This window comes from Klebsiella sp. C239, assembly GCF_048822715.1.
Lineage (GTDB): Bacteria > Pseudomonadota > Gammaproteobacteria > Enterobacterales > Enterobacteriaceae > Klebsiella > Klebsiella quasipneumoniae.
The window spans coordinates 1-23,922 of sequence record NZ_JBMEZK010000021.1 but is presented as its reverse complement, the minus strand read 5'-3'; the positions used below and the strand labels follow the sequence as shown (position 1 = coordinate 23,922).

Genomic DNA, 23,922 nt, shown 5'->3' with positions numbered 1-23,922 from the left:
ATTATTATCTATGGCATTACCATTCATTATTCTGGGCGTCGCGGCAGCGGCAACGGCGTTTGGCGGTAAAAAAGCTTATGATGGCTACCAGAAAAAATCGGAAGCTGATGATGTATTAGATCGCGCGCAGCGTAGCTTTGATAAGCATAAAGAGAGCTTTGATCTGGCAAATGAAACAACGTCGAAAAAACTTGCCGAACTGGGTGAAAAAGAGCTGGAAATCGGTAAAGATTTCAATGAGTTTAAAACTATTGCCGACGATCTGCTGGCGCGTATGGCGAAAGATGGGCATAAAGATCTTCGGCTGAAGGTACCACAGCATAACATCAATAAAATTCAGAACTTGGCGATTTCCGCCACGGAATACATGACGACGGTCGTCGGTGCCGGGGTTTCTGGTGCTGCCGCTGGTTTTGCCGTGTACAGCGGCGTGATGGCGTTTGCCGCAGCTTCTACCGGTACGCCGATCGCCGCCCTGTCTGGTGCGGCGGCGTATAACGCCACAATGGCGGCGATTGGTGGTGGTTCCCTGGCCGCAGGTGGTTGGGGGATGGCGGGCGGCGCGATGGTGCTTGGCGGTGCAGTGGTGGCTCCGCTGATTGCTATTGCGGGCTGGGCTTACGATAGCCATGCCGAAAAGGCGCTTAACAATGCTTATCAAAGCTCCCGTGAAGTGACCGCGGCGGTGGAAAAAATGAATGCGGCTGAAGCGCAGCTGACGAAGGTGCAGCAGTATGTAAATAGCATTTATGAATCAATCACCCGTATGCATAGCGTCTTTATTCAGCACTACTTTGAGCCGCTGAAAGCTATGCATGCCGTCATTGTTGAACGTCATGAGAAGAATATCACTACCGAGATTAGTGAGTCGGAAGAGATCATGGCGATTATCGACCATGGTTATGAATTAGCCGCCATAATGACCGACGTGATCACCACGCCGTTGTTCAAGCCGGTGACGCAGGAAAACGGTGAAGCCGTTATCGAAGATGGCGTGATCCAACTGCAGACCGACAGCAACGGTATGAACCTGCTGAACAAAGAGATTCTGGACGAAAAACTGGCGGCTTCTGATTCTGAGTTTGACGCATTTTCTTCTCGTATTTAATCGACTCGCCGGGCGAATCTTCCCGGTATTGCTATGGGCGAGCACAATGAACACAGCCAGGTTTGACTGGGGTGAAGAGTTACATCAGACGGTAGTCAAGAGTCTGACTACCTCTTTTGGGTTGGATTTTCTCTTGCTGGAGGATAAACACGGCGGCGATGTGAATACCATTCATAACGCTCGCGAGGGAGTGTATGCCTCCGATGCCGAGCGTCAACGGTACGAGCAACGCGAAGGGTATGATTCTCATCATTACCATAGCCACGAAAACTACATTGCCACCAACCGGGCGGGAAAAAAGGCGCACGAGGTCGGTACGTTGACCGATACCTACACTGGTGAGAAATTTGCGGCTAATGATAAAAAGAATCTCGACCATATTATTGCCGCCCATGAAATTCACAACGATCCAGGGCGTATCCTTGCCGAATGCGATGGTGCCGACCTGTCTAATGATTCATCAAATCTGACCTTCACGAATGAGTCGCTGAATAAGTCGAAGAAGGCGAAAACGATGGATGCCTTCGTGCAAACGCTACAAGAACAGCATGCTGTGACCACGCAGGAAATTGCCCGTTTGCGCAGCCAACCAACGCTTTCCGAGCAAGAGCAAAAACAACTGAATAAGCTGGAAAATAAAGCAGCCGCCGATTTTGAACGGATGAAAGAGGCTGACAAAAAGGCGCGGGGAAAATACAACAGTACGATCAATCAGGAATATTATACCAGCAGCAAGTTTGCGAAGAATGTCGCCACTGCCACAATGAACAATGCATTTCGCATGGGAACGCGGCAGATGTTGGGGCTGGTTCTGGCAGAGACCTGGTTTGATTTCCGCGAGCGCATTCCCGTGATGTTCGAGAAGCATCGTCGTTCATTCGATGCCGGAGACTTCCTGCAAGATGCGGCGGAGGCATTACGCGCAGTCTGGCAGCGAGTGCAGGGTAAATTCAGCACTTTCCTGGCGTCCTTTAAAGACGGTGCCATCGGTGGCGTGCTCTCCAGCATTACGACGACGCTCTTCAATATCTTCTTTACGACTAAGAAGATGATGGTGCGCCTGATTCGTGAGATGTGGAACAATTTGGTACAGGCCTTTAAAGTTATGGTCTTTAACCCTGAGGGGTTAGCGCCGGGGCAGCTGGCTAAAGCAGTGAGCAAGCTGGTGGCTGCGGGTGTGGCCGTGGCTGCGGGTGTGGTGGTTAATGAAGCTTTAGCCAAGATGCTCGTCTTTCCTTTTGGTCCGGAACTGGCGGCTTTCTGCGGCGCGCTGGCGACTGGTCTTCTGACGCTGGTGATGAACTACTTCCTTGAACACAGCGCATTGATGAAAAAGGTCTGGACGTTTCTGGATGCGTTTAAAGATAAGCATCAGAAAGCACTAGAGTATTATCAGCAGGTGAATGCTGAACTCGATCGTTATCTACTGGAGCTTTCGGCGTTAGAGTTTGCTATTGATACGTCTGCGTTATCGCGTTTCTCGCTGCATCTTAACGCGGTGAATAGTGAAATTGAGCGCGGTTTGTTGCTGCGTGCAGAGGTTGAGCGCCGTAATATTGCGCTACCGTTTGAAGCAGGGAATACCCGCTCTGTGCGTAGCTGGTTAAGTAAGCTATGACGCTAACGCCCGCGTTTCCCTGTAACCAGTGCGGCGCTTGTTGTCGCCACGTCAATCGCGCCAGTGAAACGCAATTTCTCGATCGTGGTGACGGCATTTGTCGTCACTATCAGATGGATACAAAGCTGTGCGCGATTTATAAAACACGTCCGCTTATTTGCCAGGTAGAAAAACAGTATCAGCTTAACTACCAACAGCAATATAGCTGGCAGGAATTCATTACTCTTAATCGTGAAGCTTGTTTAATTCTAGAAAAACTTGAGCAGTAGGATGGACTGATCGGCTTTGTTGAATAAATCGAACTTTTGCTGAGTTGAAGGATCAGATCACGCATCTTCCCGACAACGCAGACCGTTCCGTGGCAAAGCAAAAGTTCTAAATCACCAACTGGCCCACCTACAATAAAGCCCTCAACAATCGTGGCTCCATAACTTTCTGGCTGGACGATGAAGCTATTCAGGCCTAGTATGAGTCGGCAACGCCTTCATCATGGGGAAGACCTCAGCGCTATTCTGAGCTCGCTATCACCACCGTTCTGGTCATTAAACGCGTGTTCAGGCTGACCCTGCGGGCTGCACAGGATTTTATTGATTCCATTTTTACACTGATGAATGTTCCGTTGCGCTGCCCGGATTACACCAGTGTCAGTAAGCGCGCAAAGTCGGTTAATGTCAGTTTCAAAACGTTCACCCGGGGTGAAATCGCGCATCTGGTGATTGATTCCACCGGGCTGAAGGTCTTTGGTGAAGGCGAATGGAAAGTCAAAAAACACGGCAAAGAACGCCGTCGTATCTGGCGAAAGTTGCATCTGGCAGTTGACAGCAAAACACATGAAATCATCTGCGTAGACCTGTCGCTTAACAACGTTACGGACTCAGAAGCCTTCCCGGGTCTTATCCGGCAGACTCACAGAAAAATCAGGGCAGCAGCGGCAGACGGTGCTTACGACACGCGGCTCTGTCACGATGAACTGCGGCGTAAGAAAATCAGCGCGCTTATCCCTCCCCGAAAAGGTGCGGGTTACTTGCCCGGTGAATATGCAGACCGTAACCGTGCAGTGGCCAATCAGCGAATGACCGGGAGTAATGCGCGGTGGAAATGGACAACAGATTACAACCGTCGCTCGATAGCGGAAACGGCGATGTACCGGGTAAAACAGCTGTTCGGGGGTTCACTGACGCTGCGTGACTACGATGGTCAGGTTGCGGAGGCTATGGCCCTGGTACGAGCGCTGAACAAAATGACGAAAGCAGGTATGCCTGAAAGCGTGCGTATTGCCTGAAAACACAACCCGCTACGGGGGAGACTTACCCGAAATCTGATTTATTCAACAAAGCCGCATCTGACCGGAAAAATATTCACCCAACGGATTGAGCGCAATAACCTGACGCTGCGCACCCGCATTAAGCGCTTGGCTCGTAAAACAATCTGCTTCTCGCGTTCAGTAGAGATCCACGAAAAAGTCATCGGGACGTTTATTGAAAAACACATGTTCTATTAATTAGAAGCATCACCGAAAAAAGCTTATCCCGGATCCCCGTTAATATCCCGTACACCTGGTACGTTCGTTTAAGGTGTAATATCCCCTGAAAGTTCTGACGCAAAACGCTCGCGAACCCGACTTTCAATAAGTCCTTTTGCCATGTTCAGTCGTTCCATTTGCTTCCCGGTTGACCATGAGGGATTATCGATGCTGTACTGCACACTTTCCGGAACAAATGTCTCCAGCAGCGCCAGAAATTCCCGGGCAGAATTGATATTCCCTGCGTGGCTATGCAATAACTCAGAAATATACTGACGGGCTTCAGCGTCATAATATGAGTTGTCCGGATGTACCGGGAAAAGATAATCCCCCATACTGCCGTAATAACCGCGAAAAGAATGTTCTGTTGTCATATTTTTGAGCCCTCTGTTTCTGTATATCTTATCAATAACCCGTTCCCTGTCAGCCCTTCCCGGCAGGTATCACAGCGGTTAAATACCGGGCGAATGATTAATTCACCCAGTCTTCCAGCACCAGGCCCGGGACCCGCGCAAACTCTCTTACATTGTTCGTCACCAGAACGGCGCCGGCCGCGATGGCGTGCCCGGCTATCGCCGTGTCGTTCGGGCCAATCGGCGTCCCGGCCTGTCGCAAGGCCACCTTAATCTCCGTGGTCGCATCCACCGCGGCCCGGTCCCAGGGCAGGATGGCATCGAGGCGGGCACAGAACGCGTCAACCAGCTCGATATGGCGCGGGGAGGCCTTCGGGCCGGTGGCGCCGAAGCGCATCTCGGAGTAGGTGATGGCCGAGACCACGATACGGTGGCCACGCAGCACCGCCTGCTCCAGGCGCTTCAGCACCGCTGCCGGCTGCTCGCGCATGATGAACGAGCAGATGTTTGTGTCGAGCATAAAAGTCTTTTTCACAGGTCAAATCGTCCTTCGTCGCTGACAACGTCCTCGCGTTCCGCCATAAAGTCCGGATCGGCCCTGTCCAGCTGCGCGAACGAGCCCCAGGTCGGCCGGACGGGACGCAGAATGATGCTGTCCCCTTCCCGGACGATCTCCAGCTCGCTGACGCCGTCAAAATCCAGGTCCCGGGGCAGACGGATGGCGCGGTTATTGCCGTTTTTAAATATCGAAACTGTGCGCATGGTTTTTCCTCATATGCTGAGTGTGCCAGGGATTATTCCCGCATAGGTGAAGTATATGCCTGCAAGCCCGCCTTGTATAGGTGTTACATATGCAGATGGTAGGTATATGCGTATGCTTTGCCTATGCAGATGCCCAGAATGTGGATATGTTACACCTATGTTGGCTTCTCACTTTTCCCGCTCAGATCCGAAAAAAGGCAAAGCCGGAAATAACATGCTCGGTTGCTAGCGAGGGGACTGGAGTGCGGGACGACCGTTAACTGCATGAGCTCTGGCTTTCCTTAGAATTGGTTATAAAAGGCTGGATGTGCATTGTTGTTAGTTCCGGGAATAGGAGCTCTGCTTTTCCCTCTTTCAAATGTGGAAATGATTTACCTCAAACCGGAACGGTGTTTATAATGAGCTGTCGTCACCTCGGGTGTTCCCCTCTGCGCTTTTTACCGCCTGTAAATGGTTACAGGGACTTCCGGCAGTAGCCGGACTGTAAAAGGAAACCCGCCATGAAACCGAAAATTGTACCCGTTGTACGGTATACACGTTTTCGTTTCGGGCGCGTAGAGCATGTGCGTAAGCACATGCGCTCGCTCCCGACGCGTTAAGTGAACGGTACCCGCAGGTGACGGCACTGCTTGTTACTCCACTGTTTCCTGCAGGTCTGCTGATTCCCCCATCATGGCAAGATAGTGATCATCGTCGTCTGTCTGAGTAAACACTTTTCTAAACATACTTAGATAACGTTCCTTATCGATGACCCCTGTAGAAAAGAGATTTCGGCCATCAGAATGAGAGTGCCGGTTAATAGCCCGATAAAATGAATCATACTCTCCGGCATCGCTGTGTTCGGTTGCCAGAGACTCCAGGGCCTCTTTAAGTTTTTCAGTTTTACAGGCGAAACTGAAATAGTACTCAAGAATATTTCTCATCGTATTAAAAAGCACAATAGGCTGGGTTTTTCCATCCCTGACGTCTTTCAGGGTCTGCCATAACGCCTGATATTCATTGAGCATCTCGTGCATGGAGAGCTTCTCGCAGGAACTGTAGTCAGACTTAATAATTCGAAGCAGAGACCAGTTCACCGGTGCCTCTCTGTTATCCTGCAGGCGGCCGCTGTTTAACAGTATTTCCTGGAAGAAAAACATATTGTGAGTCAGTATCACTACATGTCTCGCTGCACCTGACTTTATAATTTTCCGTTTAATGAGAGCTGCGACTTCATAAATATAGTTATGTGACAGGCTGGAAATCGGATCGTCAATAACAATAAGTTTATTCTCCGGATGAATGGTTTCAGGGGTGAGACTGCCGGAGCATGATTCTATGAAATAAAGGAAAGAAACCATTGTTTTCTCACCCTCACTGAGGGTTTTGAATACTTCAGCCTTCTCAGGCTCGCTTCCCCGGCGCAGACGGTATAGTTTCATCTCAGTATCATGGCAGATGATCTCAAAGCCGGTGATCCCCAGCAGTCTGAGATTCGCGTTGATACTGTCAATAGTGGGTTGTATGTCCGAGAGTTGTCCGGTCAGGGCATTCGTCTCGTCATCCAGCTGCTTCTTGTTTGCTTCGAGGATCCCGCCATCACGCAACCTACTGTTAATTTCATTTTGTAGCTCACCAAGCTGCCTGTCACGTTCGGTAAAGAACTCTTCGCAAATCCCTCTGAGATGCGCCATTACATCAGCGTGCAGGGACTTTTTTTCATGGGTAAAGTTTTCAGCCAGTCGGTTATTTTCCCGTACCCGGGTATTGAACGCGTCCACTTCATTCTGGAGTAAGAACAGGGATTCCTGAAGGTTCTCAGGCTGTACCTTCAGAGACGGTTCTTTAATTTTATTAAGGAGTTGCTGTAACAAAATCTTAAAGCCTTTATTTACCGCTTTCACCAGAGATAAAATCTGACTTCCCTCATCAACGAAAGAATGGGTTGCAACACGGTGTTCAAATTCGGCCAGGGCATCACAGTCCTGAGCCAGCCCTTCTGCTGCCTGGCTCAGCACTCCAAGAGAAGTCTGATAAGACTCATCGAACATCTGAGTGAGTTCGCGCGAAAAGGCTATGACATCAAAGGGCTGCTGACAGAAGGGGCAAACATCGTCGTGTATATAATGCTGCCCCTGGCGCACCCAGTCTGCATTACCGATTTTCTGGATGAGTGCAGAGAATTGCGTGCTACTTACAGGCACAACAGGTTCCTTCATCAGTTTTATTGTTTCTTCCGTTAAGACAGTTGTTCGTGGAATATGAATTTCGCTGACAAGCGTTCCTTCGCTTTGACTTAACATTCGCCATTTATCAGTCAGTTCCTCCGTTGTGGTACGCACGTCTGAAAGTGGTGTTGCAACCATACGTTCGTAAAACGATCTTTTAATTTTGGCACCCTCAAGGAAATCGCTGAGGTTTTTCCTGTCATTGACTGTCCGGTTGAAAATATCCCTGGCACAGTGGTCGACGATCGTTTCTTTCATCCCTTCTTTTTGTGCAATCTCCTCATTAAGTTTCTCCAGGCGAGCACTCAGTTTTGTTCTTTCTTTATTATTACTGTTTATTTTATCCTGGCTTTCCTGATTGGCCTCACTGAGAGTGAAGATCCCGGGCTGATAGTCCGAACGGGCGAATTTGCTGTCAATATATTCCTGATTAAAGACCTGAAAGTGGCTGATGTGCGGGCTCTCAAAGGCACAGTGCCGATATTTATCCGCCTGCCGGTCATAAAAATAGCCTGATACCGTGGATTTCCCCGAGCCGTTCTGGCCGTAGATGAGTGTCACCTTACTGCTGAGATCAAAGCAGATATCCCGGTCAGGCGCGTAACTTCTTACGCCCCGGATCCTGAGTTGAGTCATTTTTTTTCTCCTTATCCCTGAATTCTTTGAGCCTTTCTATCGTAGCCCACTTTTCATTCTGGTTGTGTCATCTTGATCAGATTTATCTGAACCACTCTTGCGTTCCAAATCTGACATGACCGGAAGTAATGACCTTCGTAATTTAATTGAAGTGAAATTGCTTTAATGGCAATAATAAAATTCTTTTGTGCTTTTTGGACATTAATGTCTTTTTAGCAAAAATAATAATTAATTACTGTCTTATATGCACCAGTGTGCTTCATCCCCAATGAAGTTCCGAAAACCCTGATACTCGGAAATGCCGTACCTGAGCCGTCAGGCTGACCGTATGATATAGTGGATTCTCGAACCGTAACGGGAGGGTTAAATGGGAAATTATTCAGATTTTGAGACCGAGTTTGTTCAGCGAACATTGGCACTTATCGATCAGTATAACGAAATGATTGAGGTGAATCGCCACGGGTTTAACAGACACCTCAGAGTCATTTAAGATGACTTAAAGAGAGGTGCCCATGAGCGGTAAGCGTTATCCTGAAGAGTTTAAAATTGAAGCAGTCAAACAGGTTGTTGATCGTGGTCATTCTGTTTCCAGTGTTGCAACACGTCTCGATATCACCACTCACAGTCTTTACGCCTGGATAAAGAAGTACGGTCCGGATTCTTCCACTCATAATGAACAGTCAGATGCTCAGGCCGAGTTCCGCCGTCTTCAGAAAGAGTTGAAGCGGATTACGGACGAACGGGACATATTAAAAAAAGCCGCGGCGTACTTCGCAAAGCTGTCCGACTGAGGTACGCCTTTATCCGCGACAACAGCCGTTGCTGGCCTGTTCGTTTGCTCTGTAGGGTTCTGGATGTCCATCCGAGTGGATTTTATTTCTGGCTTAAGCAGCCACATTCACAGCGTCACCAGACAGACCAGATGCTGACCGGGCAGATCAAACAGTTCTGGCTTGAGTCTGGCTGCGTCTATGGTTATCGCAAGATCCATCTCGATTTGCGTGATACCGTACAGCAGTGCGGAGTGAACCGGGTCTGGCGGCTGATGAAGCGTGCCGGAATAAAAGCTCAGGTTGGGTACCGTAGCCCACGTGCACGTAAAGGTGAAGCCAGCATCGTGACACCCAACAGGCTCCAGCGGCAGTTCAATCCGGACTCACCGGATAAGCGTTGGGTGACGGACATAACCTACATCCGAACCCGCGAAGGCTGGCTGTATCTGGCCGTGGTGGTTGACCTGTTCTCCCGAAAAGTTATCGGCTGGTCAATGCAACCCCGGATGACAAAGGACATTGTCCTGAATGCGCTTCTGATGGCCATATGGCGACGTAATCCTCTAAAACAGGTGCTGGTTCATTCAGATCAGGGCAGTCAGTACACAAGCCATGAGTGGCAGTCATTCCTGAAATCACACGGCCTGGAGGGCAGCATGAGCCGTCGTGGTAACTGTCACGATAATGCGGTTGCAGAAAGCTTTTTCCAGTTGCTGAAACGCGAACGGATAAAGAAAAAGATCTACGGAACACGGGAAGAAGCCCGCAGCGATATTTTTGATTATATCGAAATGTTTTATAACAGTAAGCGTCGTCATGGTTCGAGCGAGCAGATGCCACCGGCTGAATATGAAAACCTATATTATCAACGGCTCAGAAGTGTCTAGATTATCCGTGGCGATTCAGGTAATTGATTTACAACAGTGATGTTATGATTAAAATGATGAAAATATTAAGTAGCCTGCAGTAAATGTCCGCTCATAGCTTATATCGGGGAAATTAGCGGTGTGTGACAGGCAAAAGGAAGCGTATCCAGCACCACTGACATCGTGGCGCTGGTAATAATGTTAGCTAAATCTTTCCGGGCGGAAGGTCGCCAGCATCGGGTGTTTGACGCCGGTGAGCATCTCCTGCGTCAGTATCTCGCCGAGGATTAACGCCAGCGTGGCGCCGGAATGGGTGAAAACGACAAAACAGCCGGGAACGTTCTGCAACTCGCCGACCACTGGTTCGCCATCTCCTGGAATGGGCTTCAGACCAATTTTCCAACTGTTGGCTGTTAACGGCTCGCCGTCACCTATCAGGCTACCCGCTTCCGCCATCAACTGGTTAATGACAGATGTATCAATGCTGTACTGCCCGTCAGCCTGAGCGAGGATATGCTCTTCATACCAGTCATGATCGACGGCGATAGTGTTGCCAGGGTTAGGGCGGACCGCAGCGCGTGGTGTATTCAAGACCACCTGGAGTGCGTGATCGCAGGGTTGGCTGGTCACCAGCATTGAGACCGGAGAGCTATTGGGTATCTTCACGCCGAGTGGGGCAACCACTTCCGGCGTCCACGGGCCACACGCCACCAGTACCTGATCGGCCTGCAGCTCACCGAATTTTTCACTGCTGATGCCGCTGGCCCGGCCGTCTTTGGTTATCACGCTGGCTTTACCAGCGTGCTCAACGACTTCTCCGCCCAGCGCACGAAATGCCTGCATCAGATGCTCAACCAGATGCGGCAGACTGACCCAGCCTTCACCCAGATTTGCAATCGCGACCTGACTCAGGCTGGCCGGATTCACCTGCGCATCGACATCACCGACCGTGGCGTGATTGATCAGCTTTGAGTCGTAGCCCTGCGCTTTTTCATAGTCATGACGCGCTTTGGTGCCCGCGACATCGTCTGCGGCCCAGTAAATAGCACCATCGAAACGCAGCCAGTCAAGCTGTGGATGGCGGGCAAATAGCGTGCGATAGCGGTCAATACCCGCCATCCGCAGCGCATGATAAGGCTGCGAACGCTCACCAGCTGAGTTGAGCCAGGAGAGGGAACGGCCGGTGGCGCCTGAGCAGAGCGCCGCTTCCGTCACCAGTGTGACTTGCGCGCCCGCCTGCGCCAGCTGCCAGGCGGTTGAGACGCCGAGAATGCCGCCACCCAGCACGATGACGGTTTTTGCCACGGTTTTGTCAGACATCATTTATTCCTTCTGTTAAAAAATGTTCGCCCTCAGGCAATACGTACGCGATGCTGCCGATGGAGTTGCTCAATAAGCTGTAAAACACTGAGCGCTTCACGTGCATCAACCGGCGGCGGCCCGCCGTGTAACAGCGCGTGGGCTAACAGCTGATAGAAAGCGGGGTAGTGGCCACGTTCAATGGGCACCGTTGTGGTTGCCCCGACCGTGCCGGCCCGGGCAAAATTACCTGCCGGCGTGACGCCGTACTGGCTATCGGTGGGCGACATGCCAGCCGCCAGCTGCGGCTCCTGATTATCCAGCCCCCAGTGGGTGAAAGCGCCTTTGCTGCCCAGCAGGTGGAAGCGCGGCGCATTCAATGCCGCCTGACCATTCATCCACAGCCGGGAACGCACCCCGTTGTGATGCAGCAATGAGACGAAACTGTCTTCGTCACTGTCCGGCTGAGGCCCGGAATGGCGTGCCAGCTCCGCCGTGGCGTGGACTACCGGGCCAAATAGCTGCATGGCCTGGTCAATCAAATGGCTTCCGAGATCCAGCAACAAACCGCCGCCCTGCGCAAGAGTGACGCTGTCACGCCAGTTGCCAAATCCCTGCGGTCGCCACCACTCGAAACGCGACTCAAAACTTCTTACGGTGCCAAAGGCTTCCTGTTGTACCAGGCGCTGTAATGTCAGAAAGTCACCGTCCCAGCGTCGGTTATGAAAAACGGTGAGCAAGGTATTAGCCTGCTGCGCTGCGGCGATCATCATTTCGGCCGCTTGTACATCTGCTGCAAACGGCTTATCCACCACCAGATGGATAGCACGCTGGCTGGCCTGCACAGCCTGCTCCGCATGTTGCGCCGGCGGCGTGGCCAGCACGATGAGATCGATGCTAATCTCGCCGCCATCAATTGCCTTAAGCAACGCCGGCCAGTCCGGCAGCACCCGCGCCTGTGGGTAACGTTGCTGCGCCGTCGCTACGCGTTGGGCATCGCCAGTGACGATGACGTCGAGACGATAGTCGGCGTTAGGGGTAATCAGCGGCGCATGAAACACGCTGCCGGCGACGCCAAAACCCACCAGAGCCGTGCGGATTGGGCCTCTAACCTGTTGATGTGGCATCACAGTACCTCCGACAGAAAACGCTGCAGGCGTGCAGATTGCGGGCGGTCAAAGATTTGTTCTGGTGTGCCGGCTTCTACAATCTCGCCTTCATCCATAAACACTACCTGGTCTGCCACGCGCCGGGCGAAGCCCATCTCATGCGTCACTACCACCATGGTCATGCCTCGCTGGCACAAATCAGCCATTAGCGTCAGAACACCTTTCACCAGCTCAGGATCGAGTGCCGAAGTTGCTTCATCGAACAGCATCACTTCCGGCTCCATCGCCAGCGCACGTGCTATCGCCACCCGCTGTTGCTGGCCACCCGAGAGGTCGCGCGGACGGTGATCGGCTCGCTGAGCAAGGCCAACTTCGGCCAGCCGCTGGCGAGCAATCTCCAGAGCCTCGGCTTTCGGGAGGCCTTTCACTTTCCACGGTGCCAGCGCCACGTTTTCCAGCGCGCTATGATCGGGAAAAAGGTTGAAATGCTGAAATACCATGCCAATCCTCAACCGTAGCGAATCGGGCTTATCCTTCAGGACAGATCGCCCGGCCAGTAATACATCCCCTTTCTTCGGCTCATGCAGGCGATTGATGCCACGCAGTAAGGTGGATTTTCCCGATCCCGAGGGACCGATGATGCAGGTGGTGGTGCCAGGTTCGATGCTCAGCGACACATTACGCAGCACCTCAATCGGGCCGTACGCCAGGGTCAGATTGCGCAGCTCCAGGCTCGCGCCGTGAAACGCAGAAGGTATAGCCATATTAATGTCCTTGCTCGCTGGTAAAGGAGACCGAGACCGCCGGAACCACATTGCGCTTTTGCTGCACTTCATCGAGCTCCTTCAGGCCGCTTTGTGGCGCAGTGGCGCGACGCCGTCCGGTACGGTAGCGGATGTCGATATAGTTCACGGCGTGGGTGAGCGGCACGGTGATCACCAGATAGAACAGCCCGGCCAGCATCAGTGGAGACAGGTTGCCGCTCAGCACGGCAGCATCCTGACCGACCCGGAACAGCTCACGCTGACCGGTCATCAGGCCCAGCAGATAAACCAGCGACGAGTCTTTGATGATGGCGATGAACTGATTGACAATCGCAGGTAATACGCGGCGGATGCCTTGCGGAATGATCACCAGGCGCATCGCCCGGCCATAGCTCATTCCCAGTGCCCGGCACGCTTCCATCTGCCCCTGTTCCACGCTCTGAATACCGGAGCGGAAAATTTCGCCCATGTAAGCGCTGGCAATCAGGCTCAGGGCAAAAATGCCCAGCGGATAAGGAGTAGGGCCAAACAGCTGATAGCTAAACCGCGCCAGGCCCTGACCAATCAACAAAATGGTGAGGATGGATGGCAAGCCCCGAAACAGATCGGTATACAGCCGCGCGGGCACGCGCAGCCAGCGGGAGGGCGAGATGCCCATCAGCGCCAGTATAAGGCCGAATAGCGTGCCCAGCACGGTGGCTGCTACAGAGATAATGATGGTGTTAACCAGTCCGGTTGCCAGCAGCTGAGGCAGGACGTCCATCATCGATGGAATATCAAAAAACGTACGGGAAAGAATAGTGATCAGATCCATAGCCGATTCTCGGTTGCGGGTGACGGACATGTGCCGTCAACGGATGCAGTCTCACGCATAATGATGCGCAGGGTTATTGGCCACCGGGCAGATACTGTTGCGGCATTGGCGAACCAGGGAACCATTTCTGGTACAGCTGTTTCCAGGTTCCATCCTGCATCGCTGCTTTGATGGCTTTATCCAGCGCAGCTTTGAACTCAGGCTTACCTTTGGCGATGGCGACGCCCGCAGGCGCGTCAAAAGAAGGGATGTTCGCCGCCGTGACCAGCCTGAAGCGGGTGGCATAATCTTTGGCCGCTTCGTAGTCGAGGAACATGGCATCGAGCGTGCCGTTGTTTAGCGCGGACACCGCTGCGTTGTTATCGGGGAAACGCACCAGATCGGACTGTTTGAAATGCTGCAGCGCATAGTTCTCCTGCAGTGTGCCCTGAATCACCCCAACTCGTTTATGCGCCAGGGTTTCAACGTTCTTCACGCCTGAATCACTGCGGGTCAGCACAGTTAGATAGCCCGCGAGATAGCCAGTAGAGAAGTCGACTGTTTTTTCACGTAGCGGCGTGATTCCAATGGCGGCGACACCGGCATCATACTGACCATTTGCCACAGCCGGCAGGATGGCGGAAAAATCCTGACCGATAAAATCCACCTGTTCAATACCCATGCGATGTGCCACGTTTTTGAAGAATTCGACATCAAAACCAGTAAAATTGCCGTTTTTATCGGTGAAAGTGTAGGGCTTCGAGTCTCCCAGGCTGGCTACACGTAGATGACCGGGTTCGATCAAACCCCAGGGATTGCTGTCATTAGCGGCGTATGCACTCCAGCAGGCTGAAGCCAGCATAGCTGAGCCGAACAGAGCAGCGGTCAGATGATTGAAGCGTTTGTGCGATGTCATAAGGCTCTTCCGTTTTTGCAGGTGAAACTTCAGAGTTCGCCAAGCCGGTTTATAATTATTGAGACCGGTCTCAACGAGGTGTAAAATAAGACAGATCTTGGCGTTGAGACCGGTCTCATTTGGATGTATTGATATTAAGCACACGCTGTCAGCAGCGTCAATAATGTTGTTATCAACTTGTGATTCTAAATAATTATGACCAATGAAAATGCTCGTTTACGAAGCCCAACCGTCGCCGACGTCGCCCGCGAAGCCAATGTTTCCAAGGCTCAGGCGGCACGTGCCTTGGGCGGATATGGTTCAGTGAGTGATGACGTGCAGACCCGGGTGAATCAGGCAGCTGAAGTGCTGGGATACAGGCCGAACGAGTTGGCCCGCAGTATGAACACCGGCCGATCTAATACCATTGGGGTAATTGTCGGCGACATTGAAAACCCGCATTTTGGCCTCGCGCTGCGCGGAATGGCGGACGTTGCGCGACAGGCGGGATTTCACTTGCTGCTGAGCAACAGCGATGAAACTCTGGACGAGGAGCGGGAGGCCGTGCGCGTGATGCTGGATAAGCGCGTCGATGGCATCATCGTCGCGCCGTGCAGCTCACTGTTTGAGGATAACGAACATCTTCGCCAGGTGCTGGCAGAAGGGCGTTCATTAATGATGTTTGACCGGGCAGTTCAAGGGATGGAGGTGGAGACCGTCCAGGCGAACTTTGTTACAGTGGCTAAACAGGCCACGGAGCTGTTACTGGCGGCCGGGCATCAACGTATTGCTTATATCTCCAGCATGCGCTGCGCTACACCTTATTCGCCGACCATCACGTTGGGCCCAACGCCGGTAGCGCAACGTGTTAGCGGAATGATTGACGCCTACCGGGCCGCGGGTAGGGAGCTGGATCCGGCGCTCATTCGGCTTAATGCACTCAGCGAAGCCACCATTGAGCAGATACTGACTGAACTACTTGCGCTCGCCGAGCCACCGAGCGCGCTGATTGCCTCGGACAACCTGATTGCGATAGGCATCCTGCGTGGTCTGACCAAACGTGGCCTGCGCGTACCCGAAGATATCTCTTTTCTGATGTACGATGATTTTCCCTGGACCGAGCTGATGTCACCGCCGCTGACTGTGGTCGCCCAGCCGGTATATGAAATGGGACGCGAAGCCGCGCGCCGATTGATTTGCCAAATCCGCAAGCAATCCGCCGGCGCCTTACCTGCGTTTGACAGCTGGATGATAGTGCGCAGCTCGGTAGGGGGAAATTCATCCGCTGGGTGATATTGTGCCGATACGGGTTTGTGATAATTCCAGTCAGCTATTTTTTTGGGGCGCCATAAATGGTGGCCCTATAGTGAACTGCAGAGTTTTGTTCCTTGATGCGCACCTATGATGACGCGGGAAGGGAAACGGTTTCAACAGCGACGTGATAGTGACAATACCGGGCAGTTATTTACGATTTCATCTAGGGCATATAAAACAGCCTGGGAGAGATGGATTCCGGCCCCCGTGCCGACTGGGAGAGGTCTGCCGCGGCGCAGTTCCATATTGGTATGAACGTGTCCCGGGACGGGGGGGGACGCCAGTGAAACTGCGTTCACGGACGGTACCCGGAGCTGTCAGGATACCTGTCCGGTAACGCTGAGTCGTACCGTCTATATGACCGGAAATGCCGCCAACACCCTCGCCCGCAGGCGAGGGTCAGGCGCTGACGTGACGCTCTCTGGCGACCGTCAGCGCCAGCAGGATAAGCAGTGCGCCGCCCACCTGCGACAGCGTCATCACTTCGCCATACCATAGCGCCGAGAAAATGGCCGCCCACACTGGCTCCATCAGCATGACGAGCCCTCCGTTGGGCGTATAGGCTAGCCGCTGCGCATAGTTTTGCAAAAAGAATCGCAGGCAGGTGGGAATGAGAATGCTGAGCGCAAGCCATGTCCAACCAGCCGCGTTGAGCTCGCCAGGCCACGGCTCCAGCCACAGGCTCACCGGCAACGCCAGCAGGCCCACCGCGATCATCTGCATGGCGGCGAATAGCACCACCGGCTGGTCGATGGCGAAGCGGTTATTCAGGCTGAAGTAAAAGGCGAAAATCGCCGCCGCACCAAAAAACCAGAACTGGCCCGCCTCGAACCGCCACTGGAGAAAGCTGTTGCCCACCAACAGCGCAATGCCGGGTAGGGCGAGCAGCATGGCGAGCCCGATGCGCTTCGACAGCGCCTGGCGGAACAGCAGCCATCCTGCGAACGGCACCAACAGCGGCCCGAGGCAGGTGAGAAACGCGCCAACGCCCAGCGCGGTGGTAAGATGCAGCGCCACAATCCAGCACATCATCGAGCCGCAAATCAGGCTGCCGATGGCGAAGGCGGGCCACAGGCTGCGCCGCCATTCGCGTCGGTCGGTTGCGGGCACCGCCAGGCCCAGCAGCAGACCGCCCGCCAGAAAGCGCACGGCGATAAAAAAGACCGGAGGCAGCGCGCCAAGTGCCTCTTTAGAGAAGATCCAGCCTGCCCCGGCACAGAGCGTTACCAGCAACAGCAGGCTCTCGCTTTTGCGTGCAGGCAGCATGGCCGCGCCGCTTCGCGCTATCATGCGAGCGCGTCGCGCAGGAACGTAATGCTCTGGCGCATCGGCTCTAGCGGCTCCTGCCAGTAGCGCCCACCGGCTATCTCAAGCGACAGCAGACCGTTATAGCCGCCTTCACGAAGGGCGCTGAGGTAGCTTTTCAGCGGCAGGTTGCCGTCGCCGAGCGCCAGATGGCCCGCAGGGGTTCCGTCGATAAAATGGCAGTGGCGCAGCTTTGGCCCAAAGGCGTTGAGGTAATCGGTCACGCTGTCGCCGCCCACCGCCATGCCGACGATATCCAGCGCCGCGTCGAGCGCAGGCGAACTGACTTCGTTAACCAGAGACGCCAGCTCATGCACGGTGCTGGCGAGGTTGCTTTCGCGCGGCTGCAACACTTCCAGCACCAGCGTCACGCCACGGCTTTCCGCGAGATGCGCCAGTTGCGCCAGGGCGTCCACCGCGCGGCTGCGCGCCTCCGCGGGCTTATCCTCTTCATAACCCCAGCCTGGCGTCATAAACAGTAGAGGCGACTCAAGGCTTTCGCATATCTCCAGGCTGCGGCGGAAATAGTTAATGCTGTACTCCCGCTGCAGCGGGTTTTCGGCGGCGATATTAACCGGGTAGACACACTGCTCCGGCGTGAAACAGGCGAGCTTAAGCTCGCGCTCCGCCAGCTCCCGCCTGAGCGCCTGCAGGTCCGCTTCCTGCACGGTGTCGATATGCAGGTGTGGCGCAACGCCCCATAGTTCAAACCACTGCACGCCGAGCGCGGCGACATCGTCCAGGCAGTGGTTCAGCCGATAGTGCGAATAGGTAAAGTTGGTGGCGCAGATATGGCTGGCGTTAAGCATCATTATTCCTCGCTGATGGGGTTGAGTACACGTTGTAAAAACTCGCGGGTGCGCGGGTGGGAAGGGTTGGTAAGCACCTGGCGCGCCGGGCCTTCTTCGGTCACCACACCGCCGTCGATAAACACCACGCGGTCGGCCACTTCGCGGGCGAAGGCGATTTCGTGGGTCACCACCACCATCGTCCTGCCCTGATTCGCCAGCTCGCGCATCACTTTAAGCACGTCGCCCACCAGCTCCGGGTCAAGCGCCGAGGTGGGTTCGTCGAACAAAATGGCTCGCGGGCGCATCGCCAGCGCGCGGGCTATCGCCACGCGTTGCTGCTGGCCGCCGGAAAGATCCTGCGGGTATGAATGCGCCTTGTGGTCCATCCCCACCTGTTTAAGCAGCTCCATGCCATATTCCCGCGCGGGGCCGGGGCGCTCGCCTTTGACGTAAATCGGCCCTTCGGTGACGTTCTCCAGCACCGTGCGGTGCGGGAAGAGGTTAAAGCGCTGGAAGACCATCGCCACCTCGCCGCGCACCTGACTTAGCGCGCGCTCGCTGCCGTCCACCTGCACGCCGTCGAAAATAATCTCGCCGCTCTGGTAGTTCTCAAGCCCGTTGATGCAGCGCAACAGGGTCGACTTGCCGGAGCCTGAAGGGCCGATGATGCAAACCACCTCCTGGCGGTTGATGGTCAGGTTGATGCCGTTCAGCACGTGTACCGCGCCGTAACTTTTATGGACATTGCGATATTCAATCATCAGTGGCTCCGACGCTTGTTCATGGCGTGTTCCACCCGGCGGCACAGCCACATCAGCGGCCAGCACATTACCAGATAGAGCAGGGCGACCAGCGTGAAAACGGTGGTGTTCTGAAATGTCGCCGAGGCGAGCAGCTTCCCTTGCAGGGAAAGTTCCGCCACGGTGATGGTGGAGGCGAGCGAACTGTCCTTGAGCATCATCACCATGGTGTTGCCGTATGAGGGCCAGATAATCTTGATGGCCTGCGGCAGGATAACGCGGCGCATCATCAGGCGCTTAGACATGCCAAGCGTCTGCGCCGCCTCGATCTGCCCCTTGTCGATAGCCTGAATGCCGGCGCGAAAATCCTCCGCCTGGTAAACTGAATAGGCGATGCCGAGGCCGATAATGGCGGCAGTCAGCGCCGACATTTCGATACCGATATCGGGCAGTACAAAGTAGATATAGAAAAGCTGAACCAGCATCGGGATGCCGCGCAGCACGTTAACCACCGCACCGCTCACCAGGCGCAGCGGACGGTGGGCCGATAGACGCATCAGCGCCCACGTCAGCCCGAGCAGGGTCGAGAGGATAAGCGAACAAAAGGTAACCAGTACCGTGTATTTCACCCCCTCCACCAGGATGGGGAGGGCGGTGGCGCTGAAGGTAAAAAAGTCGTTCATCGCAGTTCCTGTCACGGGGTATCAGGGGCTACGCCCCCTTGTTTTAATTAAGCTTCCACTTTTCCAGCAGCGCCGTAATCTCGCCGTTGCTCTGCATGGTGGCGATAGCTTCGTTAAGCTTCGCCAGCTGCTGCTCTTCGTCCTTACGCACGCCAAGCCCGAGCGAGCCTGGCAGTACCGGCTTGTAGCTCTTCACCAGCCGCACGTTGGGATATTCGCCAAGCGAGAGGTAATAGGCCATGGAAGGGGTATCGCCAAAGCCCGCTTTGATGCGCCCGGCGTTCACGTCTTTCATGATGCCGGTGAGGGTGTCGTAAGCTTTCACATCCTTGAAGATGTTGGCCTGCTTAAGGGGCTCGATAAAAATCGTGCCCATCTGCGCGCCCACTACCGCGCCAGGCAACTCTTTAAAGGAGGTGTAGTCTGTAGTGTCCTCTTTACGCACGATCATCCCTTCGCCGTAGCTATACACAGGCGTGGTGAAATCGATCACTTTCTTGCGCGGCTCGGTGATATACATGCCGGTGGCGATAAGGTCTATCTTGCCGGTGCGCAGCGCCGGAATAAGCGCTGAGAAATCCATCGCTTTAAACTCCACCTCATAACCCGCGTGCTTTGCGGCCTGGCGGGCGATATCCAGCATAAAGCCGTCCAGCTCATGGGTTTTCGGGTTCAGAAAGGAGATGGGAATGCCGTTGGCTTCGGTACCGACCACCAGCTTTTCGGCGGCCCCGGCGGGTAAGGCAAGCGAGATTGTGGCCAGCAGCGCTACTGAACAGGCTAAGGTTTTCATCTTCATGTCTTGCTCCACGTAAAAAAGGTTGGATTGCAGCCCGCCTGCGGCGGTGCGTTATGGCATTGCGACTACGGTTGTTGTTTTGCCTCCTGCGGTAGCGGCGTTAGCGGCACGCCGCTGCCGAATGCGCCGAGGCGTTCGCAAACCCTCGCCGAGGCAAGGGCCGCATCGTTCGCTGCGTCGGCAAGCGTTGACCCCTGACCAAGCTTCACCAGCAGCGTGGCGATAAATGCATCCCCCGCGCCGAGGCTATCGACAATCTGCGTCGGCAGCGCGGGCTGGCGGTGGCGTTCGCCCCGGTGGCTGATAATCGCGCCGTCCGCGCCCTGCGTGACCAGCACGGTGGCGACCCCCGCCGCATGCGCGTTGGCGATCAGCGTTTCAATCGCCTGCGGCGCGCTGCCACTGCGCGAAAAGGTGGCGACCTGCACCCAGCGAAGCAGCGGCTCGGCCCAGGCGTCGTCGCGCGAGCCGAAGTCGAACGAGAGCGGCGCGCAGGCGGCAAGCTGGGGAAGCTGTGCTTCCAGCCCGCTGTAATCGCTGGTGTGCAGCAGATCGAAGTCCGCAAGCCACGCCAGGTCCGCCTCGCTCAGCCGCAGCTGGTAAGGCGGCGGCACGGAGCCGACGAAAAAGCGGTTGCCGTCGGCGTCGATATCGATTTGCGAAAGCGCGTTAAAGCTTTGGTTGATCCGCACGCGACTGATGTCTACTCCTTCAGCGCAAAGCGCGTGGTGAATCACGCCCGCCGGAATATCGTTGCCGGTGATGCCGAGGTAGGCGGCCTGCGCCCCGGCCTGGCGGCCAAAAACCGCAAAGTTGAGCGCGTTGCCGCCCGCGAACATCAGGTCGCAGTGCAGGTAGCGGTCAATCACGTTGTCACCCACTCCACAAATTCGCATAGTTATTAATATTCCACTTTGTACATGTAACGGCGGTCATCGAGAGAGTGGCCGGTGTGATGCTCCAGGTGATCTGCAAGACGCGTGCCCATCAGGCCCAGCGCGATGGCGGCAAAGCGTGCTTTCACTTCTGGCGCTGCGCCCGGCAGGCTAAAGCCAGCGGCGTCAAACACATGGACGTTTTCGGTATAGCGGCGGGCGAAGTCGATGGCTCGCTGCGTCATGGCGCGGCTGTCGTCATCGGCGTGGAACACCACCAGGTGCGCGCCCGGCAAAATCATCTCAAATGGGCCGTGGCAGAAATCACCCGCCAGCACCGGGGTGGCATTGCGCCACTGCATCTCCATCAGATAACAGTAGGAAAGCGTGTAGGCCGCGCCGTAGTTAGCACCAGCGCCGGTAACGTAAATATCGCCGCCCTGAGCGATGGAGTTCGCAATGGCGTCACCGACAGCTTCTTGTTTATCGAGGTACTGTTGCAGCGCTGCAGGCAGGGCGGGCAGGGCGTCGCGCCAGGCGCTGACGTCCTGGTTATCCACGTGCTCCAGCAGTTCAATCACCAGTTGCAGCAGCAGAAGCTGTTTGCCCGGCGTCACGGTACGCGGGCTGTAGTAAACCAGCGCGGTGTCGGCGGTATTGGCGAGCGGCGTGTTCAGCTCCTGGCTTAACGAGACCACATACGCGTCGTAAGATTTCGCAAAGACCGCCGCCTGCGCCGTTTCCGGCGTGGCGCCGGAGTGCGATGAGAGGATCACCAGCGACGACGCTCCCAGACGGGCAGGGGGCAGCGCCATAAACTCCGCCGCGTTCAGGTTCCACGCCTGAAGCTTTTTGCTGTGGCGGCAGAGCAGGGCGTGGGCATGCACAGAAGAAGAGAACGAGCCGCCGCAGCCGACGAAATAGATATCTTTCAGCGGGCGGGAGGCAGCGGCCTCTGCGATGCCAGCGATGGCGTTTTTCTGTCCCAGCACTTTCTCAAGTGTCGGGATAAAGTCCGCTTCCAGCGGGCGCAGCGGCAGTGAAACTGTGGTGTTTTGCGTCATGTTGGTTTACCTGTCCGTCTCGGTTGTAATGGGTGTGATAACGTTATCAGTTTATCTGCATAATAAACCCGTGATTTACATCAGCGGGTGGATTATCTTAAAATGAGAGAACGTTATCACACGGTGAATAATTCGCCGGTGTTAAAAAATTGTCAATGATCTTTTTCTTATGATTTGGCCGGATATTGATAACCTCCGGGAACAGATAAGCGGAGCAGACAAAACGTCTTATGAACAAGAAAAATAACCGAATAACCGTGAAAGACGTGGCGCGCATGGCGGGGGTTTCCACCGCGGCGGCGGGCCGGGCGCTGGGAGGTTACGGCTATGTCAGCGAGGAGCTGCGTGAAAAAATCATGCGAGCCGCCGAAGAGCTGGGCTATGTGGCAAACCAGGTGGCGCGGGCGATGATCACCGGCAAAAGTCAGACCATCGGTGTGGTGGGTGCGGACATCAGCAACCCCTTTTTCGCCGAGGCGCTGCGCGGCATCAGCGATATCGCCCGTCGCCACGAGTTCGGCGTGCTTATTACCAGCAGCGACGAAGACGTGCCGCGCGAGCAGGAGGCGGTGCGCATTCTGCTGGAGAAACAGGTGGACGGGCTTATCGTTTCGCCTGCTGATATAAACAATTGCCACCACCTAGACCAGGCTATCGCCCAAGGTATTCCAGTGGTGCTGCTCGACCGTAAGCTGCCGACGCTGGCCGCCGACGCGGTGCTTATCGACAACGTACATGCCAGCCGCGAAGCTACGCGCTACCTGCTAAGCTGCGGCCATCGTCGCATCGCCATCATCACTGAGTTAAGCTCGGACTACGATACGCAACTGGCGCTGGAGCCGGAGAAGTTTTCGACGATCAACGCTGACCGGCTTAACTCAAGCGGCGCGCGCCTGCTCGGCTACCTGCTAGCGCACCATGAAGCGGGCGTGGCGGTGGAGAAAACCTTAATCCGCCGCACTGGCAAATATTGCGCCCAGCACGCGTTTGAAGAGACACTGGCTGTGCTGGACGCCGCCGCGCCCACGGCAGTTTTCGCGGTGGATAACGTCATGACCCAGGGCGCCTGGCGCGCGGTGCGTGAGCGCGGCATCGCTGTGCCGCAAAAGCTCTCTTTCTTCGCCTTCGACGAACTCGACTGGCTGACGCTCACCACCCCGCGCATTTCCACCGTTGCGCAGCCGATTCACCACATGGGCGTGCATGCCGCCGAGCTGCTTTTCAGGCGCATACGTGAGACAGATTTACCTGTCTCGTGGCAAACGTATCAGGTGGAGATGAAGCTGCGCGAGTCGGTGGCGCCGATCGCGGAGAACGTGAAAGGATAACGTTCTCCGACACGCTTAGCTCCGGTGCGTGTTCACTACCTGGCCGATGTCTTCACCTTCCAGCGCGTGTGCCGGGTCGCGAAGAGGTCGATGTTGAAGGACGTATAACTGCGCAGGAGCCGTTATCGGGGGTTGAGAGTCAATCGTGTAAAAACCACGCTAAGGAGATAATTCATTCTTTTTTAAACGCATAGTTTTTCTGTATTCGCTGAGTGTGAGGCTTTTAATACGGCGAAAGGAAGGGCTGAAGGCGCTATCAGAATCACGACGCGTGTGAATTATGCTGAGACGACAATTACGCTTTGTACTGACACATTC

At 54.7% G+C, this 23,922-nt stretch carries 22 protein-coding genes and 3 pseudogenes; 9 read left to right on the top strand and 16 right to left on the bottom strand.

What is annotated here, in order from left to right:
- Nucleotides 1-10 precede the first annotated feature (10 nt).
- The 5 genes and pseudogenes from ACOI6Z_RS26505 to ACOI6Z_RS26485 all read left to right on the top strand — a co-directional run.
- Nucleotides 11-1,108, top strand: coding sequence for a hypothetical protein (locus ACOI6Z_RS26505; protein ID WP_023292136.1), 1,098 nt, complete (start codon nucleotides 11-13; stop codon nucleotides 1,106-1,108).
- Nucleotides 1,109-1,154: 46 nt separating this feature from the next.
- Nucleotides 1,155-2,726, top strand: a complete 1,572-nt coding sequence (locus ACOI6Z_RS26500) for a hypothetical protein (protein ID WP_023292135.1) — start codon at nucleotides 1,155-1,157, stop codon at nucleotides 2,724-2,726.
- Complete coding sequence (locus tag ACOI6Z_RS26495; protein ID WP_023292134.1) at nucleotides 2,723-2,995, top strand: YkgJ family cysteine cluster protein; 273 nt, start codon at nucleotides 2,723-2,725, stop codon at nucleotides 2,993-2,995. Before ACOI6Z_RS26500 ends, ACOI6Z_RS26495 begins: the two co-directional genes overlap by 4 nt.
- 110 nt (nucleotides 2,996-3,105) lie before the next feature.
- Nucleotides 3,106-4,008, top strand: a pseudogene (locus tag ACOI6Z_RS26490) (IS5 family transposase).
- A gap of 57 nt (nucleotides 4,009-4,065) precedes the next feature.
- Nucleotides 4,066-4,227, top strand: a pseudogene (locus ACOI6Z_RS26485) (IS1 family transposase); the annotation flags it as partial.
- A 68-nt stretch (nucleotides 4,228-4,295) separates the two neighbouring features.
- Here the strand turns inward: ACOI6Z_RS26485 and ACOI6Z_RS26480 are convergent.
- From ACOI6Z_RS26480 to ACOI6Z_RS26465, 4 genes are all read right to left on the bottom strand, one after another.
- Nucleotides 4,296-4,622: a hypothetical protein gene (locus tag ACOI6Z_RS26480; protein WP_023292132.1), complete on the bottom strand. Its 327-nt coding sequence runs from the start codon at nucleotides 4,620-4,622 to the stop codon at nucleotides 4,296-4,298.
- Between the two features lie 97 nt (nucleotides 4,623-4,719).
- Entirely contained in the window at nucleotides 4,720-5,136 is a 417-nt protein-coding gene (locus ACOI6Z_RS26475) for a type II toxin-antitoxin system VapC family toxin (protein WP_023292131.1), read from the bottom strand.
- The gene (gene vapB, locus ACOI6Z_RS26470; RefSeq protein WP_021312476.1) at nucleotides 5,133-5,363 is read right to left on the bottom strand and encodes a type II toxin-antitoxin system VapB family antitoxin; all 231 of its coding nucleotides are present in this window, start codon (nucleotides 5,361-5,363) and stop codon (nucleotides 5,133-5,135) included. Before vapB ends, ACOI6Z_RS26475 begins: the two co-directional genes overlap by 4 nt.
- 632 nt (nucleotides 5,364-5,995) lie before the next feature.
- A complete protein-coding gene (locus ACOI6Z_RS26465) occupies nucleotides 5,996-8,206 on the bottom strand; it encodes an AAA family ATPase (protein ID WP_023292130.1) in 2,211 nt (736 codons plus the stop codon).
- A gap of 367 nt (nucleotides 8,207-8,573) precedes the next feature.
- Here ACOI6Z_RS26465 and ACOI6Z_RS26460 point away from each other — a divergent pair.
- A pseudogene (locus ACOI6Z_RS26460) lies at nucleotides 8,574-8,657 on the top strand (HEPN family nuclease); the annotation flags it as partial.
- Nucleotides 8,658-8,718: 61 nt separating this feature from the next.
- Nucleotides 8,719-9,866 (top strand): IS3 family transposase gene (locus ACOI6Z_RS26455; protein WP_230128951.1). Its coding sequence is split into 2 segments (ribosomal slippage): nucleotides 8,719-8,956 and nucleotides 8,956-9,866, totalling 1,149 coding nucleotides; the frame shifts between segments, so codons are not numbered across the junction.
- 180 nt (nucleotides 9,867-10,046) lie between these two features.
- On the opposite strand, the gene ACOI6Z_RS26450 is transcribed toward ACOI6Z_RS26455, so the two are convergent.
- The 5 genes from ACOI6Z_RS26450 to ACOI6Z_RS26430 all read right to left on the bottom strand — a co-directional run bounded on the left by ACOI6Z_RS26450 (nucleotide 10,047) and on the right by ACOI6Z_RS26430 (nucleotide 14,726).
- On the bottom strand, nucleotides 10,047-11,165 hold the full coding sequence (locus tag ACOI6Z_RS26450; RefSeq protein WP_023292126.1) for an NAD(P)/FAD-dependent oxidoreductase: 1,119 nt from the start codon (nucleotides 11,163-11,165) through the stop codon (nucleotides 10,047-10,049).
- A gap of 32 nt (nucleotides 11,166-11,197) precedes the next feature.
- Complete coding sequence (locus tag ACOI6Z_RS26445; RefSeq protein WP_023292125.1) at nucleotides 11,198-12,271, bottom strand: Gfo/Idh/MocA family oxidoreductase; 1,074 nt, start codon at nucleotides 12,269-12,271, stop codon at nucleotides 11,198-11,200.
- Nucleotides 12,271-13,017 carry an amino acid ABC transporter ATP-binding protein gene (locus ACOI6Z_RS26440; protein ID WP_023292124.1) on the bottom strand — a complete coding sequence of 249 codons (747 nt, stop codon included), beginning with the start codon at nucleotides 13,015-13,017 and terminating at the stop codon, nucleotides 12,271-12,273. Before ACOI6Z_RS26440 ends, ACOI6Z_RS26445 begins: the two co-directional genes overlap by 1 nt.
- A 1-nt stretch (nucleotide 13,018) precedes the next feature.
- Nucleotides 13,019-13,831: an amino acid ABC transporter permease gene (locus ACOI6Z_RS26435; protein ID WP_023292123.1), complete on the bottom strand. Its 813-nt coding sequence runs from the start codon at nucleotides 13,829-13,831 to the stop codon at nucleotides 13,019-13,021.
- Between the two features lie 73 nt (nucleotides 13,832-13,904).
- The gene (locus ACOI6Z_RS26430) at nucleotides 13,905-14,726 is read right to left on the bottom strand and encodes an ABC transporter substrate-binding protein (RefSeq protein WP_023292122.1); all 822 of its coding nucleotides are present in this window, start codon (nucleotides 14,724-14,726) and stop codon (nucleotides 13,905-13,907) included.
- Nucleotides 14,727-14,921: 195 nt separating this feature from the next.
- Between ACOI6Z_RS26430 and ACOI6Z_RS26425 the strand changes: the two genes are divergently transcribed.
- Nucleotides 14,922-15,998 carry a LacI family DNA-binding transcriptional regulator gene (locus ACOI6Z_RS26425; RefSeq protein ID WP_023292121.1) on the top strand — a complete coding sequence of 359 codons (1,077 nt, stop codon included), beginning with the start codon at nucleotides 14,922-14,924 and terminating at the stop codon, nucleotides 15,996-15,998.
- Between the two features lie 420 nt (nucleotides 15,999-16,418).
- On the opposite strand, the gene ACOI6Z_RS26420 is transcribed toward ACOI6Z_RS26425, so the two are convergent.
- From ACOI6Z_RS26420 to ACOI6Z_RS26390, 7 genes are all read right to left on the bottom strand, one after another.
- Nucleotides 16,419-17,309 carry a DMT family transporter gene (locus ACOI6Z_RS26420; RefSeq protein ID WP_023292120.1) on the bottom strand — a complete coding sequence of 297 codons (891 nt, stop codon included), beginning with the start codon at nucleotides 17,307-17,309 and terminating at the stop codon, nucleotides 16,419-16,421.
- Nucleotides 17,306-18,136 carry a sugar phosphate isomerase/epimerase family protein gene (locus ACOI6Z_RS26415; RefSeq protein ID WP_050595137.1) on the bottom strand — a complete coding sequence of 277 codons (831 nt, stop codon included), beginning with the start codon at nucleotides 18,134-18,136 and terminating at the stop codon, nucleotides 17,306-17,308. The genes ACOI6Z_RS26420 and ACOI6Z_RS26415 overlap by 4 nt, the downstream gene beginning before the upstream one ends.
- Nucleotides 18,136-18,876: an amino acid ABC transporter ATP-binding protein gene (locus tag ACOI6Z_RS26410; protein ID WP_003031954.1), complete on the bottom strand. Its 741-nt coding sequence runs from the start codon at nucleotides 18,874-18,876 to the stop codon at nucleotides 18,136-18,138. The genes ACOI6Z_RS26415 and ACOI6Z_RS26410 overlap by 1 nt, the downstream gene beginning before the upstream one ends.
- Nucleotides 18,876-19,538 (bottom strand): amino acid ABC transporter permease, encoded by a 663-nt coding sequence (locus ACOI6Z_RS26405; protein WP_003031955.1) that lies wholly within the window; start codon nucleotides 19,536-19,538, stop codon nucleotides 18,876-18,878. The genes ACOI6Z_RS26410 and ACOI6Z_RS26405 overlap by 1 nt, the downstream gene beginning before the upstream one ends.
- A 43-nt stretch (nucleotides 19,539-19,581) precedes the next feature.
- Nucleotides 19,582-20,337, bottom strand: a complete 756-nt coding sequence (locus ACOI6Z_RS26400) for an ABC transporter substrate-binding protein (RefSeq protein WP_023292118.1) — start codon at nucleotides 20,335-20,337, stop codon at nucleotides 19,582-19,584.
- Between the two features lie 65 nt (nucleotides 20,338-20,402).
- The gene (locus ACOI6Z_RS26395) at nucleotides 20,403-21,233 is read right to left on the bottom strand and encodes a PfkB family carbohydrate kinase (RefSeq protein WP_023292117.1); all 831 of its coding nucleotides are present in this window, start codon (nucleotides 21,231-21,233) and stop codon (nucleotides 20,403-20,405) included.
- 5 nt (nucleotides 21,234-21,238) lie between these two features.
- A complete protein-coding gene (locus tag ACOI6Z_RS26390; RefSeq protein WP_023292116.1) occupies nucleotides 21,239-22,276 on the bottom strand; it encodes an SIS domain-containing protein in 1,038 nt (345 codons plus the stop codon).
- 230 nt (nucleotides 22,277-22,506) lie between these two features.
- On the opposite strand from ACOI6Z_RS26390, the gene ACOI6Z_RS26385 reads away from it, so the two are divergent.
- Nucleotides 22,507-23,604, top strand: a complete 1,098-nt coding sequence (locus ACOI6Z_RS26385; protein WP_023292115.1) for a LacI family DNA-binding transcriptional regulator — start codon at nucleotides 22,507-22,509, stop codon at nucleotides 23,602-23,604.
- Nucleotides 23,605-23,922: the final 318 nt, after the last annotated feature.

What these genes read in the sequence shown, in the direction of transcription:
- ACOI6Z_RS26415 (WP_050595137.1), bottom strand. Translation starts at nt 18,136, where the DNA reads ATGATGCTTAACGCCAGCCATATCTGCGCCACCAACTTTACCTATTCG.
- ACOI6Z_RS26500 (WP_023292135.1), top strand. Translation starts at nt 1,155, where the DNA reads ATGAACACAGCCAGGTTTGACTGGGGTGAAGAGTTACATCAGACGGTA.
- ACOI6Z_RS26395 (WP_023292117.1), bottom strand. Translation starts at nt 21,233, where the DNA reads ATGCGAATTTGTGGAGTGGGTGACAACGTGATTGACCGCTACCTGCAC.
- ACOI6Z_RS26505 (WP_023292136.1), top strand. Translation starts at nt 11, where the DNA reads ATGGCATTACCATTCATTATTCTGGGCGTCGCGGCAGCGGCAACGGCG.
- ACOI6Z_RS26385 (WP_023292115.1), top strand. Translation starts at nt 22,507, where the DNA reads ATGAACAAGAAAAATAACCGAATAACCGTGAAAGACGTGGCGCGCATG.
- ACOI6Z_RS26425 (WP_023292121.1), top strand. Translation starts at nt 14,922, where the DNA reads ATGACCAATGAAAATGCTCGTTTACGAAGCCCAACCGTCGCCGACGTC.
- ACOI6Z_RS26410 (WP_003031954.1), bottom strand. Translation starts at nt 18,876, where the DNA reads ATGATTGAATATCGCAATGTCCATAAAAGTTACGGCGCGGTACACGTG.
- ACOI6Z_RS26435 (WP_023292123.1), bottom strand. Translation starts at nt 13,831, where the DNA reads ATGGATCTGATCACTATTCTTTCCCGTACGTTTTTTGATATTCCATCG.
- ACOI6Z_RS26445 (WP_023292125.1), bottom strand. Translation starts at nt 12,271, where the DNA reads ATGCCACATCAACAGGTTAGAGGCCCAATCCGCACGGCTCTGGTGGGT.
- ACOI6Z_RS26420 (WP_023292120.1), bottom strand. Translation starts at nt 17,309, where the DNA reads ATGATAGCGCGAAGCGGCGCGGCCATGCTGCCTGCACGCAAAAGCGAG.
- ACOI6Z_RS26465 (WP_023292130.1), bottom strand. Translation starts at nt 8,206, where the DNA reads ATGACTCAACTCAGGATCCGGGGCGTAAGAAGTTACGCGCCTGACCGG.
- ACOI6Z_RS26495 (WP_023292134.1), top strand. Translation starts at nt 2,723, where the DNA reads ATGACGCTAACGCCCGCGTTTCCCTGTAACCAGTGCGGCGCTTGTTGT.
- vapB (WP_021312476.1), bottom strand. Translation starts at nt 5,363, where the DNA reads ATGCGCACAGTTTCGATATTTAAAAACGGCAATAACCGCGCCATCCGT.
- ACOI6Z_RS26430 (WP_023292122.1), bottom strand. Translation starts at nt 14,726, where the DNA reads ATGACATCGCACAAACGCTTCAATCATCTGACCGCTGCTCTGTTCGGC.
- ACOI6Z_RS26390 (WP_023292116.1), bottom strand. Translation starts at nt 22,276, where the DNA reads ATGACGCAAAACACCACAGTTTCACTGCCGCTGCGCCCGCTGGAAGCG.
- ACOI6Z_RS26405 (WP_003031955.1), bottom strand. Translation starts at nt 19,538, where the DNA reads ATGAACGACTTTTTTACCTTCAGCGCCACCGCCCTCCCCATCCTGGTG.
- ACOI6Z_RS26480 (WP_023292132.1), bottom strand. Translation starts at nt 4,622, where the DNA reads ATGACAACAGAACATTCTTTTCGCGGTTATTACGGCAGTATGGGGGAT.
- ACOI6Z_RS26400 (WP_023292118.1), bottom strand. Translation starts at nt 20,337, where the DNA reads ATGAAGATGAAAACCTTAGCCTGTTCAGTAGCGCTGCTGGCCACAATC.
- ACOI6Z_RS26450 (WP_023292126.1), bottom strand. Translation starts at nt 11,165, where the DNA reads ATGTCTGACAAAACCGTGGCAAAAACCGTCATCGTGCTGGGTGGCGGC.
- ACOI6Z_RS26440 (WP_023292124.1), bottom strand. Translation starts at nt 13,017, where the DNA reads ATGGCTATACCTTCTGCGTTTCACGGCGCGAGCCTGGAGCTGCGCAAT.